The organism is Rhizobium sp. 62_C5_N11_2, from assembly GCF_051811185.1.
Taxonomy (GTDB): domain Bacteria; phylum Pseudomonadota; class Alphaproteobacteria; order Rhizobiales; family Rhizobiaceae; genus Rhizobium; species Rhizobium leguminosarum.
In genome coordinates this window covers 888,004-906,065 of record NZ_JBPWPW010000001.1, presented here as the reverse complement: position 1 = coordinate 906,065, position 18,062 = coordinate 888,004, and the positions used below count along the sequence as shown (strand labels likewise).

Below are 18,062 nucleotides of genomic sequence, written 5' to 3'. Positions count from 1 at the left end.
CGGGGAAGTTCGAGCAAGATCACACAAACTGGAAGTCCTCTGACTGAAGGCTCGATACGAGGATACTCTGAAGTGTTATGGTGTTGTCAGCATCGGCCGTTATGATCGTATCATTGCCAGACTGGCTCGATGCGGCAAGAAGCGACGCCCAATCGGCAAAAACGCTGTGATCGATCCTGATCGTGTCATGCGCTGTGCCGGTCGCCACGAAATTCGTGATCGTATCGTGGCCCCAGTTCGGCGAATAGATGAAAAAGTCTGCCGCCGCCCCCCCGATGAGAATATCGTCGCCGGCACCACCGGTAAGCGTGTTGCCCCCGTTACCGCCGGTGATAAGGTTGTCAAGCGAGTTTCCCGTTCCGGTAAAGGCCGCCGTTCCGTTATACGTGAGGTTCTCGACATTGGCGCCAAGCGTATAGCTCGCCAGGTTCGTGCGGACCGTGTCGGTCCCCTCGCTGGCGTTCTCGGTGACGCTGTCGCCGGCATTGTCGACGGCATAGATGTCGTCCCCCGCCCCGCCGATCAGCGTATCGGCGCCGGCGCTACCATTCAACGTGTCATTGCCGGCGCCGCCAGAAAGCATATCGCTGGCAGCGCCACCGATGATAAGGTTGTCCAGCGAGTTGCCCGTTCCGGCAAAGGCCGCAGTTCCGTTATAGGTTAGGTTCTCGACATTGGCGCCAAGCGTATAGCTCGCCAAGTTCGTGCGGACCGTGTCGGTCCCCTCGCTGGCGCTCTCGGTGACGCTGTCGCCGGCATTGTCGACGGCATAGATGTCGTCCCCCGCCCCGCCGATCAAAGTATCGGCGCCGGCGCTACCATTCAGCGTGTCATTGCCGGTGCCGCCGGTGATCGTGTTATCAAGCGCATTGCCGATGCCGGTGAAGCTGGCGGATCCCGTGTAGGTCAGGGTCTCGACATTGTTGCCGAGCGTATAGCTTGAAAGCGCCGTGCGGATTTCATCGCTGCCTGCACCGGCCGCCTCGTTGATCACATCGCTCGCATTGTCGACCACATAGATGTCGTTGCCGGCACCGCCGATCAGTAAGTCGGCGCCGGTGCCGCCGTCCAGCGTGTCGTTGCCGGCGCCGCCGGTGATCGTGTTGGCGAGGCTGTTTCCTGTCCCGATAAAATCGCCGGTGCCGATGAAGGTCAGGTTTTCGACATTGGCAATATTGGTCAAGACATAGGAAGAAAGCACCGTCCTGATCAGATCGGTTCCTTCATTCAGCCCTTCGGTGACCACGTCGGCAACGTCATCGACAATATAGGTGTCGTTGCCTGCTCCACCGATCAGTGTGTCGGCTCCGGCCTTTCCGTCCAGGGTGTCGGCACCTGCCCCACCCCTGATCGTGTTGGCGGATGCATTGCCGGTGCCGGCAAAGGCCGCCGTTCCATTATACGTGAGGTTCTCGACATTGGCGCCAAGCGTATAGCTCGCCAGGTTCGTGCGAACCGTGTCGGTCCCCTCGCTGGCGCTCTCGGTGACGCTGTCGCCGGCATTGTCGACGGCATAGATGTCGTCCCCCGCCCCGCCGATCAGCGTATCGGCGCCGGCGCTACCATTCAACGTGTCATTGCCGGCGCCGCCAGAAAGCATATCGCTGGCAGCGCCACCGATGATAAGGTTGTCCAGCGAGTTGCCCGTTCCGGCAAAGGCCGCCGTTCCGTTATAGGTTAGGTTCTCGACATTGGCGCCAAGCGTATAGCTCGCCAAGTTCGTGCGGACCGTGTCGGTCCCCTCGCTGGCGCTCTCGGTGACGCTGTCGCCGGCATTGTCGACGGCATAGATGTCGTCCCCCGCCCCGCCGATCAAAGTATCGGCGCCGGCGCTACCATTCAGCGTGTCATTGCCGGTGCCGCCGGTGATCGTGTTATCAAGCGCATTGCCGATGCCGGTGAAGCTGGCGGATCCCGTGTAGGTCAGGGTCTCGACATTGTTGCCGAGCGTATAGCTTGAAAGCGCCGTGCGGATTTCATCGCTGCCTGCACCGGCCGCCTCGTTGATCACATCGCTCGCATTGTCGACCACATAGATGTCGTTGCCGGCACCGCCGATCAGTAAGTCGGCGCCGGTGCCGCCGTCCAGCGTGTCGTTGCCGGCGCCGCCGGTGATCGTGTTGGCGAGGCTGTTTCCTGTCCCGATAAAATCGCCGGTGCCGATGAAGGTCAGGTTTTCGACATTGGCAATATTGGTCAAGACATAGGAAGAAAGCACCGTCCTGATCAGATCGGTTCCTTCATTCAGCCCTTCGGTGACCACGTCGGCAACGTCATCGACAATATAGGTGTCGTTGCCTGCTCCACCGATCAGTGTGTCGGCTCCGGCCTTTCCGTCCAGGGTGTCGGCACCTGCCCCACCCCTGATCGTGTTGGCGGATGCATTGCCGGTGCCGGCAAAGGCCGCCGTTCCATTATACGTGAGGTTCTCGACATTGGCGCCAAGCGTATAGCTCGCCAGGTTCGTGCGGACCGTGTCGGTCCCCTCGCTGGCGCTCTCGGTGACGCTGTCGCCGGCATTGTCGACGGCATAGATGTCGTCCCCCGCCCCGCCGATCAAAGTATCGGCGCCGGCGCTACCATTCAGCGTGTCATTGCCGGCGCCGCCGGTGATCGTGTTATCAAGCGCATTGCCGATGCCGGTGAAGCTGGCGGATCCCGTGTAGGTCAGGGTCTCGACATTGTTGCCGAGCGTATAGCTTGAAAGCGCCGTGCGGATTTCATCGCTGCCTGCACCGGCCGCCTCGTTGATCACATCGCTCGCATTGTCGACCACATAGATGTCGTTGCCGGCACCGCCGATCAGTAAGTCGGCGCCGGTGCCGCCGTCCAGCGTGTCGTTGCCGGCGCCGCCGGTGATCGTGTTGGCGAGGCTGTTTCCTGTCCCGATAAAATCGCCGGTGCCGATGAAGGTCAGGTTTTCGACATTGGCAATATTGGTCAAGACATAGGAAGAAAGCACCGTCCTGATCAGATCGGTTCCTTCATTCAGCCCTTCGGTGACCACGTCGGCAACGTCATCGACAATATAGGTGTCGTTGCCTGCTCCACCGATCAGTGTGTCGGCTCCGGCCTTTCCGTCCAGGGTGTCGGCACCTGCCCCACCCCTGATCGTGTTGGCGGATGCATTGCCGGTGCCGGCAAAGGCCGCCGTTCCATTATACGTGAGGTTCTCGACATTGGCGCCAAGCGTATAGCTCGCCAGGTTCGTGCGAACCGTGTCGGTCCCCTCGCTGGCGCTCTCGGTGACGCTGTCGCCGGCATTGTCGACGGCATAGATGTCGTCCCCCGCCCCGCCGATCAGCGTATCGGCGCCGGCGCTACCATTCAACGTGTCATTGCCGGCGCCGCCAGAAAGCATATCGCTGGCAGCGCCACCGATGATAAGGTTGTCCAGCGAGTTGCCCGTTCCGGCAAAGGCCGCAGTTCCGTTATAGGTTAGGTTCTCGACATTGGCGCCAAGCGTATAGCTCGCCAAGTTCGTGCGAACCGTGTCGGTCCCCTCGCTGGCGTTCTCGGTGACGCTGTCGCCGGCATTGTCGACGATGTAGGTATCGTCCCCCGCACCGCCGAGCAGCGTGTCGGCGCCGGCGCCACCGTCCAGCGTATCGTTGCCGGCGCCGCCTAAGAGCGTATCGGTGGCGGCGCCCCCCGTGATCGTGTTGTCGAGCCCGTTTCCGACACCGCTGAAGGCCCCGGTGCCGATAAAGGTTAGGTTTTCGACATTGGCACCAAGCGTGTAGCTTGCCGTGGCGCGAACCGTGTCGGTCCCCTCCCTGGCGTTTTCGGTGACGACGTCGGCGGCATTGTCGACGAAATAGGTGTCGTTGCCAGTGCCGCCGATCAATGTGTCGACGCCAGTACCACCGGACAGCGAATCATTTCCGGCATTTCCCCAAAGCATATTGTTCGCTTCGTTGCCGACAATCGTATCGTCGCCGGAGCCGGCCTGAACATTCTCGATCAAGGAGGCAACGTTGTCGTTATAAAGAAGCGCGTTGAAAATGTTGCCGCGGGCGTAACCATTATTCGGCCCCCCCGCCAGATCGGCCAACTGGCCCTGGGAAAAGACCGAGTACCCCCCTGCTCGCAAATCGATCGTGAGGGCGGTGCTATAAGCGCTCAAATCATAGGTATCGATACCGCCGCCGTCCCAGATTGTCGCGAAGATGCGGTTGGCATCGGGCGTGATGGCCGCAACCCCGTTGACATAGGTGATGCCTTGGTTCGGATTCCACTTGTAAACGGTATTGCCACTGTTGGTCGTGTAGTCCGCACCATACATTTCCTGCAGGGCGGCGATGTCGAGCATCATGAAAGTTTGTGGCGCACCGTCATGCTCATACTTGATCCCACTCAAATCGTCTCCGACATATGTGTGGTAGGTCATGATCGTGTATTCGAGCGAGTCATATGCGCTCGGAACAACTGTCGTATTGGAAGCATCCCCTTCATGAGCATGTTTCAGCCCGAGAGCATGGCCCAGTTCATGCGCCAAGGTATGGCCGGCATAGTTGCCGAACTCCGGAAAGCGAAGATCATCTTCAGTGCCGGCATATGACGTCCCGAACCAGACATCGCCGCCTGCCTCGGGAGTGTCTGGATAATAGGCCCATGCCGTCGGGGGCATCCATGACTGAGCGAACCGCACCGATGCGGTCTCCGCACTAGCGGCCTGAAAGTTGGCGTTCGTAAATCCCTCAACGGAGAAACCGTCATTTGCCGTATTTCCGTAGGATTGCTCCATGAAGAACAAGGCAAAAGACTGCTGCTGCGAGGAAATCGCAGAGAAACCCCAATCTTTCTCGCCGGCATAGGAATACGATGTCGAGAAGGTGGGAAACGCATAGGTTATCGTTCCGTCCCAGGCTGTGCCACTGAACAGCCCGTCAACTTTCTGATCCCCAGTCAAGCTGACGTTCTTCGTCGAAGTAATAAGCTTCGTCATAAAATCCCCGTTTGCCTAATCCACTCTGCCGTGCCAAATGCCGGTTCCCTCTGCTCCGCATGAGGGTGAAACTTCAACTACAAGTCTTATCTCGCTTCAGTAGGGTTTTGACCTAGGTAACTAACGCTCATGAAGGGCTTCCTCCGCGACCTCGATCAAAGGCGAGAAGACATATTCCAGGATCCTGCGCTCGCCCGTTCGAACCTCCGCAACTGCTGCCAGGCCCGCACTTAACTGGACGTTACGGCCATCTGCTAGAATTTGATCTGCCTCCAAACTCAATGTCACCGGAAAAACGAGGTTCTGCATCCTTTCGGCGCCGCCGAACGTTGTCTCCGACTGTCGTGCCGCAGGGTCGCCTTCACGACGCGCGGCATCGGGTTCCGGAATCGCATCGGCCGCAATTTTGATAACGCGGGCCGGGATGGTTCCGTAGCGTGTAAAGGGAAAGGCTTCGAGCTTGACGACAGCATCCTGGCCGACCTTGATGAAGCCGATGTCCTTGTTCAAAACGTAAGCTTCGAGCTCCAGTGTGCTTCCCTCAGGTACGACACGCATCACGTCCTCGCCGACGGTCACCACTTGACCCACACTGGTAATCGAGGATGCTTGCACCGTGCCGTCTATTGGACTGCGCAAGGTCATCTGCTCGCGAACATTTCTGGTTTTCGCCAGCCGCTGCTCCAGCTCTTCGACCCGACGTTCCGCATTACCCAGCCGCTCGAGCTGATCGCCCAGGAATGCTCGTTTTAGCTTGTCCTTCTCCCTCGCAAGGACCTCAATTCCGGCGGCGGCATCAGCGAGCTGACCTTCCTGCATAGCCAGTTGCGTCGCCTGCTCCTTCAATGTTTGCGTCGCATCGATGACGCTTGCCATGGTGCCGGCTTCCTTCGAAGCCAGCATATTGCGCATCGCCACACGCTCTTTCAGCGTTTCAACCAGCGAGTTCTGAGCCGCAACCGTCACCGTCAGACGATCGCGCTCCACTTCCTTCTGGTGCTTCTGAGCATCAAGCGACGCAACTGCGGCCTGGTATTGTTCGAGGTCGCCCCGCAGGATGCCTTCTTCACGACGACGCAATTCATCGGCCGTGTCGGCATCCCATGAGATCGTTGGCGGCAGCTGGTCGCTCTCCTGAGAACGAACATAGTTTACCGCAGATTTTCGGCGCCGGACCTCGGCGTTCACAGACGCCAGGCCTTTTGCCGCATCCGTCTCATCGGCAATAGCATCCGTCGGATCAAGTTCGAGCAGGATATCACCGGTCTTGACCTGTGTGCCATTTGATGGCGGCAGCGCCTTCACCTTACCCGTCAACAGCGGCTGAACAACCTTAACGCGGCCTGCCGGCTGAATCTTGCCCTGTGCGGCTGCGATGATGTCGATGTGACCGATATAGGACCAGATCAATGCCGTTGTGACGAAGGCGCAAATGATCAAGATCAGTGCCAGGCGCACCGGCGAGGGTGGGGTCTCCAGGATTTCGATCGCCGGTGCCAGAAACTCATGATCGGATCGCTTGGCCGGGCGCGGCGGAAGACCGGCATATCGAACAGCTTGGACAGGTCCACCTTTCATGCGGCGCCTCTGTCATTCTGCAAGGCCCAAAGCCGCGCATAGAGCCCGTCCGGGCGCTTAAGCAGATCGTCATGGCTGCCAATTTCCGCTATGCGTCCGTCTGCCATACCGATGATCCGATTGCATGGCCGCACAGCTGCGAGCCGGTGCGCAATGATGATAACCGTTCGGCCGGCGGCGATCTGGCGCATATTGGTCTGTACGACGCGTTCGCTCTCATAGTCGAGGGCGCTGGTCGCCTCATCGAAAATCAAGATCGGCGGGGCGGTAGCAAGCGCACGGGCAATGGCGATCCTCTGACGCTGGCCGCCGGACAGGTTCGCGCCACGTTCTTCGATCATCGTGTCGTAGCCTTGCGGCAACCGCAAAATGAATTCATCCGCCCCGGCGAGCTTGGCAACCGCAATAACCTGAGCGCGGTGCATCGCCGGGTTTGAGAAAGCGATATTGTCGTGGATCGTGCGATTGAAGAGCAGGTTCTCTTGGAGAACGACTCCGATGTGGCTTCGAAGCCAGGCGGGGTCGAGTTGTGATAGATCCATGCCATCCAGCAGGACCTGACCCTCTTCGGGGACGTAGAGACGCTGCACCAGCTTGGCAAGCGTGGACTTTCCGGAGCCCGATGCGCCGACGACACCGATGATCTCTCCGGGTTTGATTTCCAGCGATACGTTTTTCAAGACTTCCGGAGAGCCGGGCCGATAGCGGAAGGTGACATTTCGAAGTTCAATGTTCCCCCTTGGGGCAGGCAACGACAAACGGGCGATTGGCTGACGCTCCATCGGCGTGTTCAGAATGTCGCCGAGCCGATCGACCGAGATCTGCACCTGTTGGAAATCCTGCCAGAGTTGGGACAACCTCAAAACCGGCTGGGTGACCTGCCCTGCGATCATGTTGAAGGCAACAAGCGAACCAACGGAAAGCTCCCCGTTCATCACGGCCCTCGCACCGAAAAGAAGAAGGGCCGCCGTCGAAAGCTTGCTCACATATTGAATGGCATTTTGTCCGCCAGCGCTAAGCAGTGTCGTATCGAAGGCTGTTCGCACGTAAGCTGCGAGCTTTTCCTCCCACTGCGCCTGCATCACCGGCTCCACCGCGGCGGATTTAACCGTGTGGACACCGACGATCGCTTCGACCAGGAACTGCTGGTTTGCCGCTCCCCGATTGAACTTCTCTTTGACGAATTCGCGCAACGGCGGTCGAACCACGATTCCGATCAGGAGGTAGACCGGGATCGCCGCAACGACAATCAGGGTCAAGCTCCAGGAATAGGCGAAAAGAACCGCGATGAAGACAAAAGTGAAAATGACGTCGAGCGCCGAAAACAGCCCCTGCCCAGTCAGAAATGCGCGGATCGTTTCAAGTTCTCGAACGCGGGCGACCGTCTGGCCGGCGGATCGCGTCTCGAAATACTCCAGCGGCAGCCGCAGGAGATGATGGAACAATCGTTGGCCGAGCTCGACATCGATCCGGTTCGTCGTGTGAGCCAACGCATAGGCCCTCAGATATTGAAGCATGACATCGAAGAGACCAATGATCGCGATGCCGGCAACAAGCACGAACAGGGTCGAATAGGCTTTGTGCGTCAGGACCTTGTCGACCACGACCTGGAAGAACAAAGGTGTAATGAGCGCGAAGATCTGCACAAACAACGAGGCAAGCAATACATGGGCAAGCGGCTTTCGATAACGCCAGATCGATGGCAGAAACCACTTGAAGCCGAATTCTCGCGGGTCGGACCCTTCGCCTCTTATGCGCCGCCCCACAAGAATAACGCGTGCGTCGATTTCGGCTAGTATATCCGCAGGAGCGATTTCACGATCAACGCGCGTTATCGGATCGACGAGTCTGTACTTCCCAGATGGGTTCAACCCGCCGAGCACCTGAAAGGAGCCGCTGCGCGCTTGAACAATAGCGGGGACGGGCATGGCTCGAAGACGTTGCTCCGTGACCTTCTCCACGACACGCGCCCTAAGCCCGATGATCTTGGCTGCTCGTTGAATGTCGATGGCCCGGGACGTGCGCCCCTTCAACGCCAGGTCGTGCTGCAGCTGAACCGGGTCGGCAGCAATGCGATAGAATGCAGCGATGCCGCAGAGCGCACGAAGACCGGAGTCCAGATGCTGCGAAAGGCTGCCATCCATGCGCGGAACTATTCCCCTTAAGCTACAGATTACCGCGCTCCACCGGCCCAACCGCCTGCTGCGGCTGCTTGCTGATGATGTAACTCACTCGGAAATACTGCGCCACGGGGGGATATTCGAGCTCGCCAGATTTCGAGCCGGTTGTGGCGAAGAAGCAACAGCGCACCGTCGGTAGCATATCTGCACTTCGCCGGCACCTTGCAAACAAAGAACGAATATGGCGCCCCTATCTGGTGAGCGGTCGTTGTGCAAAACTCCTCACGGCCAATGGAACAACATGATCTTCATCTCCGCGTTTCCGACCGACGTGTCAGCGCATCATGTATTGTGAACGGTCCTAGCAACGCGCTTCCTCGATCTACGTGCTGGAGCTCAAACTGACCACAGGTCGCAATGGACAATGTCCGCTTGTACCCGGCCACCCCGTCCGAACCATCATCCGTAGGGTTCAGTGCAAGGCGGCAGGCACCGGAATGCCTTTCACGAAAACGCCGCTGTATTCTACCGAGCCGCACATCTTGGCTTTTGCGATATCCCATGCCTCAACCTCATCGAGGAGGCGTGGCGAAGCTGAAGTTTTAACTGTCGAGACAGTTGGAATTTCAGATCAAGGATGGCAGAACTTCTGAAAATCTACACTCGCTTCGTTGGAGAGGCGTCAACGCTATGCCCGGTTTCCGGCACCTGAAGACTTCAACGAAATCACGGTTTCTTTATCCCGCGTCTAGACCATCATCCCCAAAGCCTCTTGCATTGCCAGTCGCGCCAGCCACGAATGTATTCGCGCTTCATGTCGCCGAGCTGGGTTTCGGCCTACTTGACGTACCAGGCTTTCTGCCCGTCCGTCAGCGTGATGCCCTGATCGGACAGGTTGCAGAAATACTTTGCGAAAGCATCGGTGATGATGACGCCTTCGGGCGCGATCCCATATTGCGGCTCCTTCCACCAGGGAAAGAAATGGAACTTGAAATCGAGTTCCGTCAGTTTCGCCGCCTGGCGCTGCTTGACCTGGGCATCGTCGCAGAGCGTATAAAAATGCCCCTCCTGGCCTTCCGCCGTGCTTTCAACGAAGACCAGCTGGCCGGCCTGCACCGTATTCAAAGCACCGGTACGGACTTCCCGCGCCTTGTCGGGATATTTCGCGCAAAGCTTTCCATATTCGGAGATATGCAGATATTGCAGCGTTCCCGACCGCAGCAACGAGGTTCCGACCCGGATGCTCGAATTGTGGGCAAGCAGCAGTTCGGTCTGGTTGGCTCTGACGACAGGCACGGCGGTGCGGATATCATCCGGCAGATTGTCATAGGGATATTTGATCTTGTCCCGGAAGATCGTCTGCACGTCGCCGAGCGTATGGGCGATGGTGCCGGCGCGGATATCCCGGTTGAAGACGCAGGCATCGAGCATGAAGATCTGAATGAAGGTCGTCAGACCCAGCTGGCGGGCTTTCAGCAGCACATTGAGGTAATGCATCTGCTCGAAAAACGTCATCTGCGTCCAGTTCAATTCGAACCTGACGCGTTTGCCTGATTTGTCGGTGATCCAATAGAGGTTGTTCAGACGCCAGCGCCAGTCGGAAAACTGGTCAACTGCCGTTTGGAAGTCCGCGCGTCTTGCCATTGATGTCTTCCAGCAACTGCGAAACCTCGCCGGTTACGACGCCCTGGTCGAACTCGACCTTGGAACCGTATTTCTTCGGCTTCAGCTTCTCGGCGACCCTTTGGCGGGTGGCGATGCGGAGCTGCGAACGCCGGATGGCCTCGCCATTCTCCTGCCAGCCGGTGGTCTCACCGCTCGCATTCTTCTTTTCAATCCAGTCATTGCTGCGATCGTCGGCAATCTCGACCATCTCGTCGACAAAGCCGTCGGCCAGGATCTCGCGGGCCAGCGCGTACCGCGCCCGAAAGGCCGCCTTATCGTCGTCGGCGAGCCAGGACAGCACGGTCGACTTCGCCGGCATATCCTCATCCCGGCAGATCGACCGCAGGCTTTCCCTGTCAGCAATGCGCTCGCAGATCTTCTCGGCCAGCGCCTGGCTGAACTTGGTTGGTCTTCCCATGGGGCGCGGCTTCTGGAAGGCTCAGAACAGCGCAATGATGTTGGATGCGGTGGTCCCGGTCAGCGCCACGATGGCGGCATGAACAGGCAGGATCGTTCCAGCCGGCACGCTCGCGACGCGGCGCAATGGCAACATCACCGGCCGTGCCGATGTAAAGCGCGCGGGCTCCGACGATGGCGGTATCGTTCGGCGTTACCGCCGCTGCCCGGGAGGCCGGAGCAATCGAAGGGTCCATTGCAGTTCTCCTTGGAAGAGGCGGGTGTCCATGCCGACACGGCTCGATCCCGATGTGATCGAAGATGAGAGGTCAGGCAGAAAAGGATGGGGGATCAATTCTGAGGAAGCTGGCCGGTGACAGACACACCGGTCGGAGGGCGGCGCCGACTTGGTCGTCGACATCCCATCGGGATTCAAATTTCGCAGCTTGGATTTGCGGTAGTCTTAACTGATTTGCCGGGAGGTGATCAAGGGCTGATTGTGGCTCGCACCAGTTCGAAACCAAGCCTGCTCGATCAAGTAGGCGCCAGATTACTCTACCCCGCACCGACGACGGATTTGGCAAAACGCGCTCCCCGACCTCCGTCATCCTCGGCCTCGAGCCGAGGATCTATGCCCGCTGCTGGTAGAGGCCAACATGGGTCCTCGGCTCAAGGCCGAGGATGACGGAGCAAGGGGTAGGCTCTGTGGCAAATCCGAGGTGATGGCATCAGTGATGCTGACGAATATTATGGCTCGATCAGCGTGGTCTTGGCCGGTCTCGCGATCTGGTTCGGCATGTCACCGTTGGTCGGCGGGCGGTGCCGACGTGGCCGACATCCCCTCTAGATTCAAATCTCGCAGCCTGGATTTACGGTAGTCATAAACGACCTGCCAGGGGGTGATCAAGCGCTTCTGACCGCAGCGCGCAGATAATCTGCCCGACCCAATCGGCGGCAAAACCCTCACCCGCTTTGCGAGCCTTCAGGTCCAGCGTACAATGAGCAGGCTGTTGATCCAATAGCGGAGAAGTTCAGTGAAAACCACGAGACTTTTTCTGTGCCTCGTCGCTTTTCTCAGCGTCACGCTCGCTGGAAACCCGGCTGATGCCGACGAGCTGGTTCACTTCGAAAGCGCGCCAGTCAAGCTCAGCCCGTTTCGAATAAGCAAGGCTAGAGAACAGGGAGAAATTATTTCTCAACCGCAAGGCACACCCCTGCTGGGATATTTGTCCCGCCCGGAGGGTGATGGCCCCTTCCCGGCGGTCGTCCTCCTGCATGGATGCGAGGGCATGCGGTTGAGCGTCAAAGACCTTTGGCCGAAACGGCTGGTTTCGTGGGGTTACGTCGTGTTGGTCGTCGATAGCTTCACTACCCGCAACATCAAGGACACGTGCCAGGGTTCTCTCCCCGATCGCCTCTTCGACGCCTATGGGGCTTTGAATTTTTTATCGAAACAAAGCTTTGTCGATGCGCGGCGCGTTGCCTTGATGGGCTTTTCAACCGGCGGCACGGCGACGCTGGAAGGAACAAAAATCGAAGGCAACGAACAGCTCATGGACCACAAATTCAAGGCAGCGGTTGCCTACTATCCGCTCTGCGCGGCAAGTCAGGGTGACGCGACGGTGCCGACCCTGATTTTGAGCGGCGAACGAGACAATTGGAGCCCGGCTGACCGATGCCAGAAGAGGCTTGCCCGTCTGAGTGACAATGGCCCGCCCATCGAGCTCAATGTCTACAAGGGCACTTACCACGATTTTGATGCTCCGGAGTTTAAGGTGGGACGGCGGGTGTTTGGTCACATCGAAAAATACAATCCGGACGCCGCAGGAAAATCCATCCGCAGCGTTCGAACATTCCTTCAAACGTACCTCTCGAACTAAAGCCCGAGCATTGTCCGCATGAGCGCCGATACTGTTGAAACACGATGCCCGGTGTTATGGTGGATGCTCGCAAGAGGAGCGAGCGGATGATCTGGATCTACTCTGTCATCGGCGTCTTGAGCGGCGCGCTACTGATCGGCCTCGCGATTTGGGTCGGCATGTCACCATCATTATCCGACCGAAAATCGTGGCTCCCCGAACCGAGTGGAAACTCCGTAGAGCCGAACGATTCGAGTATTGCGGGATCGGGTAGTGACTTGGCTTAGATCTGCGGGAGATCCCGCATTCTCCGTCATTCCAGGCCTTGAGCCTGGAATCCATGCCGACCGGCCGCAGAGGCACTACCGCGAGAGCATCGCCTTCAGTCGCTGTTGCAAGACAGGAGGTTCGCTAGACATTCGAACCTGACCGAGCGCATACCGCATGGCAGGCGTGAACGGCAGCCAATGCTGCAAATGATCCAGCAATTCATCCGACATCATGTCTTCGAGCGGGCCGGCGCCCATTTGACCGAGCGCTTTTTTGTGATCGGGTAATCTGGCTTGCTCGACAATGGCGAGAACGCGCTTCAAGACGCTCTCTCTCGAATCATGCAGTAAAATCGTCGACCAATACCATTCGCCGGGATCTGCGAGATAAGCCTCTACATAGGCTTCAGCGGTAACCGGTGGCTCTCCAACAGCAATTATATCCGGCAACCACGTCAGATCCGATGAGAGTGCGCTGCGCGTGAACGGTTTGGCCGCTGGAGCGTCGGCGGTGTGTTTCCCCGAGCGCGGGTTGCTACGGTTTTTCTTGGTCACTTTGGCTTTCCATTTCGACAGCACTCTGCATCAGCAAATGGTTGTCCGCAACTCAACTCCGCTATCCCCGGCCACTCGACGCGCCATCCGCTGCGCCGGCGGCAAGTTTGGCGGAAACGCGCCCCCACCCTCCGTCATCCCAGGCCTCGAGCCTGGGATCCATGCCGTGGCTGATGGAGGCCGACGTAGATCCTCGGGTCAAGCCCGAGGAAGACAGAGCAAGAGGCGAACTCCCCACCAAAACAAATTAGCCTTGACTCATCAATTAGCATAGGCTATTGATTTCCTCATGATCGAAGCCGCCTCCATCACCGCCGTCATGCGCGCCCTTGCCGATCCCACACGGCGGGCCGTGTTTGAGCAGATCGTCAACGCCGATGAGATCACCGTCGTCGAACTGACGCGGGCAAGCAGCGTGACGCAGGGCGCGATTTCGCAGCACCTCAAGGCGCTGAAACAGGCGGGCCTCGTCGCCGAGCGCCCCGAAGGGCGGAAGGTCTATTACCGCGCCGAGCCGGAAGGCCTGGAGCCGCTTGTCGACTGGATGAGCCATTACGGCGTCTTCTGGCGCGACCGCTTTGCCAATCTCAGAACATTGCTGAAGGAAATCGATCCATGAGCGACGCCGCATTGAAGCCCGACACGCAAGAGATCGTGGTCGACGAGGTCTTCCCGCATCGGCCGGAGACGATCTGGAAAACGCTGACCACGGCCAATCTGATGGGCCGCTGGCTGATGATGCCGGCGGGCTTCGAGCCCGTGGAAGGCAAACGCTTCACCTACCAGACGACACCGGCCGGCGCCTGGGACGGCACCATTTACTGCCAGGTGCTGGAAGTGAAGCCGAACGAGCGTCTCTCCTATGCCTGGAGAGGCGGGCATGAGGGAAATGCCGGCTACGGCTCCCCGCTCAACACCGTGGTCACCTTCATCCTGTCCGAGGTCGAAGCCGGCACGCGGCTTCGCCTCATCCATTCCGGCTTCGTCCTGCCGAGGAATGAAACTGCTTTCCAGAAGATGGGCGAAGGCTGGAAGAAGGTCGTGAAGAACATCGGCGCCATCGTCGACGAGACGGACTGAGGCGACCGACATCGCGCTTGCCGACGCAGCGTTTTATTCGGCAGCGCTTCATCAGGAGAGAGATATGAGCAAGCCTTACACCGGCGGATGCGCCTGCGGTGCGATCCACTATGAAATCTCGGCCGAGCCGATTGCGATGAACGACTGCCAGTGCCGCGATTGCCAGGCGACCAGCGGCACCGGGCACGGATCCTACCTGACCTTCCCGAGCCGGCAGGCGGTGAAGCTCGACGGCCAGGCGACGCATTGGGACATGGTCGCCGACAGCGGCAACGTCAAGACGCGCGGCTTCTGCCCCAGCTGCGGCGCGCCGGTCTATCTGACCTTCTCTGCCATGCCCGATCTCTTCACCATTCACGCCGCCAGCCTCGACGATCCCACCCGATACCAGCCGCAGATGGCGACCTACACGCTGCGCGGCCTCGCCTGGGACCGGGTCGATCCGGCGGTGCCGAAATTCGAGACGATGCCGCCGATGTAAAGCTGGGGCAGCGGCCCTGGCAAACTGGTGCGATCGACGGCTGGGTCGCCGTGTGTCAGTGAATCCGATGCTCACCTGAGCTGACCTAGACGATGCCAGGAGAGTTCAATTTCCGGCAAGACGCTCGATCGGCTCGGCCAGGTCGAGCCAATGCGGGCGATTGCCCCACCAATCAACATGATCCGGCGTCTAAACATCTAAAGCTGACGGATGGTGTCAGCTGGTAATGCAGAAATTCGCCTCGGCCTGCGCGTCCTGCTGAAACCTGAGGCAAGGGCGTTCTTAGCCCCGCCGCCTCCCCCATTCGGCATGGTGAAAAGGCGCCGCGCAGCAGCACGGCGCCGGTGCATCACGCGCGCGTCATGCGGCGATGGAGGGATAGTCGGTATAGCCTTGGGCGCCGCCGCCATAGATGGTCGCCGGGTTCACCTCCGCCAGCGGAGCAGCGGTCTTCAGTCTCTCGACGAGATCAGGATTGGCGATGAATGGCCGGCCGAACGAGAAGAGATCCGCCGCGCCCTCCGTCAATCGCAGCGTTGCGCGGTCGAGGTCGTAGCCATTATTGGCAATGTAGGTGTTTGCGAACTTGGCCCTGAGCTCCGCGTAGTCAAAGGCAGCAGCCTCATTGGGCCCGCCGCGCCCAGCTTCGACGACATGGAGATAGGCAATCCCCATCTGGCCAAGCTTCTCGGCGATATAGTTGAATTGCGCCTGCGGATCGCTCGAGGTGACGCTGTTGACCGGCGAAATCCGCACTCCCGTCCGCTCGGCGCCGACCTCGGCAGCCACGGCGGCAGCGACTTCCAATATCATCCGGGCGCGATGTTCGACCGAGCCGCCATAGGCGTCGGTGCGGGTGTTGGCGCCGTCTTTGGCAAACTGTTCCAGCAGGTAACCGTTGGCGCCATGGACTTCGACACCATCGAAGCCCGCGGCAATCGCGTTGGCGGCGGCGCGGCGGAAATCGGCGATGATGGCCTGGATCTCATCCAGTTTGAGCGCGCGAGGTTCAGACACGTCGACGAAGGCATTGTTCACGAAGACCTTGGTCTCAGCCTTGATGGCCGATGGCGCGACCGGCGCCTGCGCATTCGGCTGCAGATCGACATGCGAAATACGACCGACATGCCAGAGCTGCAGAAAGATGTGACCGCCTTTGGCATGCACCGCGTCGGTGACTTTCCGCCAGCCGTCGATCTGGGCTTGCGTATAAATTCCCGGTGTATCCTGGTAGCCCTGCCCTTCCTGCGAAATCTGCGCGCCTTCCGAGATGATCAGGCCGGCTGTCGCCCGCTGGGCATAATATGTCGCGGCGATATCGCCCGGCACGAAGCCGGCGCCGGCTCTGTTGCGGGTCAAGGGCGCCATCACGATCCGATTCGCCAGCGTCAGGGCGCCGAGTGTGTAGGGTTCAAAAAGTGCGTTGTCAGTCATTTCGTTTCTTTCGTCAGGATTTCGGGGGTCTCTGTCACATCTCGGAGTTTCGCGCCGGAACACGGCACAGGCCGGCCTTGCGACACAGCCTGTGTTGGTGACGGCGCGTTTCCGCGGGAAGCGCTACGAGGCGGCGCGATAGCGCTCTGCCGGCTCAGACTGCGAAAAGCCCGGGATCATCGTCTGGCGCGCGGACTGATAAGCGTCCCATTGGGCGGCATCGTGCAGAGGCGGGATGGTGACGGGCTCGCGCTTGTCGAAGCCTGCCAGGGCGGCGTCCACTAGTTCGCCCACTTCCATCACGCCGGAGAGCGTGTTGACGTCGATGCCGGAAAGTTCCCAGATCTCCGTCCGTGTCGCAGCCGGCAGAACCGCCTGGACGTAGACGCCTTTGGGACCGAGTTCGAGGCTGAGCCCCTGGGAAAGGAAGGTCACGAAGGCTTTGGTGGCGCCGTAGACCGTCATTCCGAATTCCGGGACGAGCCCGACGACCGAGGAGACGTTGACGATGGCGCCCGAGCCCGCTTCGACGAAGCGTGGCGCAACGGCGCTGGAAAGGCGGGCAACCGCCGTCGCGTTGAGCGCGATCAGCTGGGCGATATCATTGACGGGCTGATTGACGAACGTGCCTTCGAGGCTCGTGCCGGCATTGTTGACGAGAATCCCGATCCGATGATCGTCGCGCAGACGGGTTTCCACCGCCGCAAGCTCATCGGATTTGGTGACATCGGCCTGCAGGATGTCGATCGTTACGCCGGTTTCCTCGCGAAGTCGCGCCGAGAGAGCCTCCAGCCTTGCCTTATTGCGCGCGACCAGTACGAGATTGTGCCCACGACGGGCGAAACGGTCTGCATAGGTCGCTCCGATACCCGAGGAGGCGCCGGTGATGAGGACGGTGGGAGTGTCAGTCATTGTCTTGTTCTCTTTCGAATGAGCGTTATATAATTATGATGGCGATCCTAATTACGGGTTTAAAGTGATGGCTATCATAAAAAAGTCAATGGCAGAGAGGGAGAAATCTCAACATGAAAATCAGCCGTGAGCAGATGGCCGAAAACCGCCAAAGGATCCTGGAAGTCGCAAGCCGGCTGTTTCGGGAGAAAGGATTCGAGGCCGTCGGCGTTGCCGAGGTGATGAAGGCCGCGGGCCTGACGCATGGCAGCTTCTACGGTCATTTCAGCTCGAAGGACGACCTGATCGTCCAGGCGCTCGCGCATGCGCTTGGCCAGCGCAATGGCCCGTCACTCCCGCTTGGCGCCTATATGGAAGAGTACCTGTCGCCGCGCCATCGCGACAACAGGGCCGGTGGCTGCCCGATTTCCGGACTTGCCGCGGACACGCTGCGCCAGACGCCTGAGGCCCGTGCGGCGGTGACGGAGGGTGTGCGGGCGCAGATCGACTGGATGAGCGAGAAGGACGAAGGGCCGGACGCCGACCGCCGATGCCGGGCAATCGCCCACTGGTCGGCGATGGTCGGGGCAACGATCCTCGCTCGCGTCATAGTCGATCCCGCCCTGTCGAAGGAAATATTGACGGAGACGCTGGCCTGGATCGATGACGGAGCCGACCGACCTGCTCCGGCACCGGCAAAAGCCGAATGAGGAAATGCCGCGGTCAGCGGCCGCGTCCCGCCGCAGTTCCCATCGCCGGATCCAAGATCCTCGATGCCGACCTGCC

12 protein-coding genes and 2 pseudogenes are annotated in these 18,062 nt (G+C 59.5%); 5 read left to right on the top strand and 9 right to left on the bottom strand.

The features are described 5' to 3' along the window. Positions 1-19: 19 nt before the first annotated feature. The 6 genes and pseudogenes from AB8B31_RS04570 to AB8B31_RS04545 all read right to left on the bottom strand — a co-directional run bounded on the left by AB8B31_RS04570 (position 20) and on the right by AB8B31_RS04545 (position 10,964). Positions 20-4,948 (bottom strand): M10 family metallopeptidase C-terminal domain-containing protein, encoded by a 4,929-nt coding sequence (locus AB8B31_RS04570; RefSeq protein WP_439007358.1) that lies wholly within the window; start codon positions 4,946-4,948, stop codon positions 20-22. A gap of 120 nt (positions 4,949-5,068) precedes the next feature. Next, positions 5,069-6,526, bottom strand: a complete 1,458-nt coding sequence (locus tag AB8B31_RS04565; protein WP_018241110.1) for an HlyD family type I secretion periplasmic adaptor subunit — start codon at positions 6,524-6,526, stop codon at positions 5,069-5,071. Next, on the bottom strand, positions 6,523-8,670 hold the full coding sequence (locus tag AB8B31_RS04560; RefSeq protein WP_018241109.1) for a type I secretion system permease/ATPase: 2,148 nt from the start codon (positions 8,668-8,670) through the stop codon (positions 6,523-6,525). The genes AB8B31_RS04565 and AB8B31_RS04560 overlap by 4 nt, the downstream gene beginning before the upstream one ends. A gap of 816 nt (positions 8,671-9,486) precedes the next feature. Then, positions 9,487-10,290 (bottom strand): annotated as a pseudogene (locus AB8B31_RS04555) (terminase); the annotation flags it as partial. Next, positions 10,256-10,729, bottom strand: coding sequence for a hypothetical protein (locus AB8B31_RS04550; RefSeq protein WP_018241107.1), 474 nt, complete (start codon positions 10,727-10,729; stop codon positions 10,256-10,258). The pseudogene AB8B31_RS04555 and the gene AB8B31_RS04550, both read right to left, overlap by 35 nt. A 21-nt stretch (positions 10,730-10,750) precedes the next feature. After that, positions 10,751-10,964: pseudogene (locus tag AB8B31_RS04545) on the bottom strand (spike base protein, RCAP_Rcc01079 family). Between the two features lie 777 nt (positions 10,965-11,741). Here AB8B31_RS04545 and AB8B31_RS04540 point away from each other — a divergent pair. After that, positions 11,742-12,587 carry a dienelactone hydrolase family protein gene (locus tag AB8B31_RS04540; RefSeq protein WP_018241106.1) on the top strand — a complete coding sequence of 282 codons (846 nt, stop codon included), beginning with the start codon at positions 11,742-11,744 and terminating at the stop codon, positions 12,585-12,587. 341 nt (positions 12,588-12,928) lie between these two features. Here the strand turns inward: AB8B31_RS04540 and AB8B31_RS04535 are convergent, their stop codons facing one another. Further along, a complete protein-coding gene (locus tag AB8B31_RS04535; RefSeq protein WP_018241104.1) occupies positions 12,929-13,390 on the bottom strand; it encodes a hypothetical protein in 462 nt (153 codons plus the stop codon). A gap of 289 nt (positions 13,391-13,679) precedes the next feature. On the opposite strand from AB8B31_RS04535, the gene AB8B31_RS04530 reads away from it, so the two are divergent. From AB8B31_RS04530 to AB8B31_RS04520, 3 genes are all read left to right on the top strand, one after another. Then, positions 13,680-14,009, top strand: coding sequence for an ArsR/SmtB family transcription factor (locus tag AB8B31_RS04530; RefSeq protein WP_018241103.1), 330 nt, complete (start codon positions 13,680-13,682; stop codon positions 14,007-14,009). Continuing rightward, positions 14,006-14,470 carry an SRPBCC family protein gene (locus tag AB8B31_RS04525; RefSeq protein WP_018241102.1) on the top strand — a complete coding sequence of 155 codons (465 nt, stop codon included), beginning with the start codon at positions 14,006-14,008 and terminating at the stop codon, positions 14,468-14,470. The genes AB8B31_RS04530 and AB8B31_RS04525 overlap by 4 nt, the downstream gene beginning before the upstream one ends. Positions 14,471-14,534: 64 nt before the next feature. Further along, the gene (locus AB8B31_RS04520; RefSeq protein ID WP_018241101.1) at positions 14,535-14,951 is read left to right on the top strand and encodes a GFA family protein; all 417 of its coding nucleotides are present in this window, start codon (positions 14,535-14,537) and stop codon (positions 14,949-14,951) included. 360 nt (positions 14,952-15,311) lie between these two features. Here the strand turns inward: AB8B31_RS04520 and AB8B31_RS04515 are convergent, their stop codons facing one another. Together AB8B31_RS04515 and AB8B31_RS04510 are read right to left on the bottom strand one after the other, a co-directional pair. After that, on the bottom strand, positions 15,312-16,385 hold the full coding sequence (locus AB8B31_RS04515; RefSeq protein WP_018241100.1) for an alkene reductase: 1,074 nt from the start codon (positions 16,383-16,385) through the stop codon (positions 15,312-15,314). 123 nt (positions 16,386-16,508) lie between these two features. After that, the gene (locus AB8B31_RS04510; protein WP_018241099.1) at positions 16,509-17,297 is read right to left on the bottom strand and encodes an SDR family NAD(P)-dependent oxidoreductase; all 789 of its coding nucleotides are present in this window, start codon (positions 17,295-17,297) and stop codon (positions 16,509-16,511) included. Positions 17,298-17,410: 113 nt separating this feature from the next. Here AB8B31_RS04510 and AB8B31_RS04505 point away from each other — a divergent pair, with 113 nt between their 5' ends. Beyond that, positions 17,411-17,986 (top strand): TetR/AcrR family transcriptional regulator, encoded by a 576-nt coding sequence (locus AB8B31_RS04505; RefSeq protein ID WP_018241098.1) that lies wholly within the window; start codon positions 17,411-17,413, stop codon positions 17,984-17,986. Positions 17,987-18,062 lie beyond the last annotated feature (76 nt).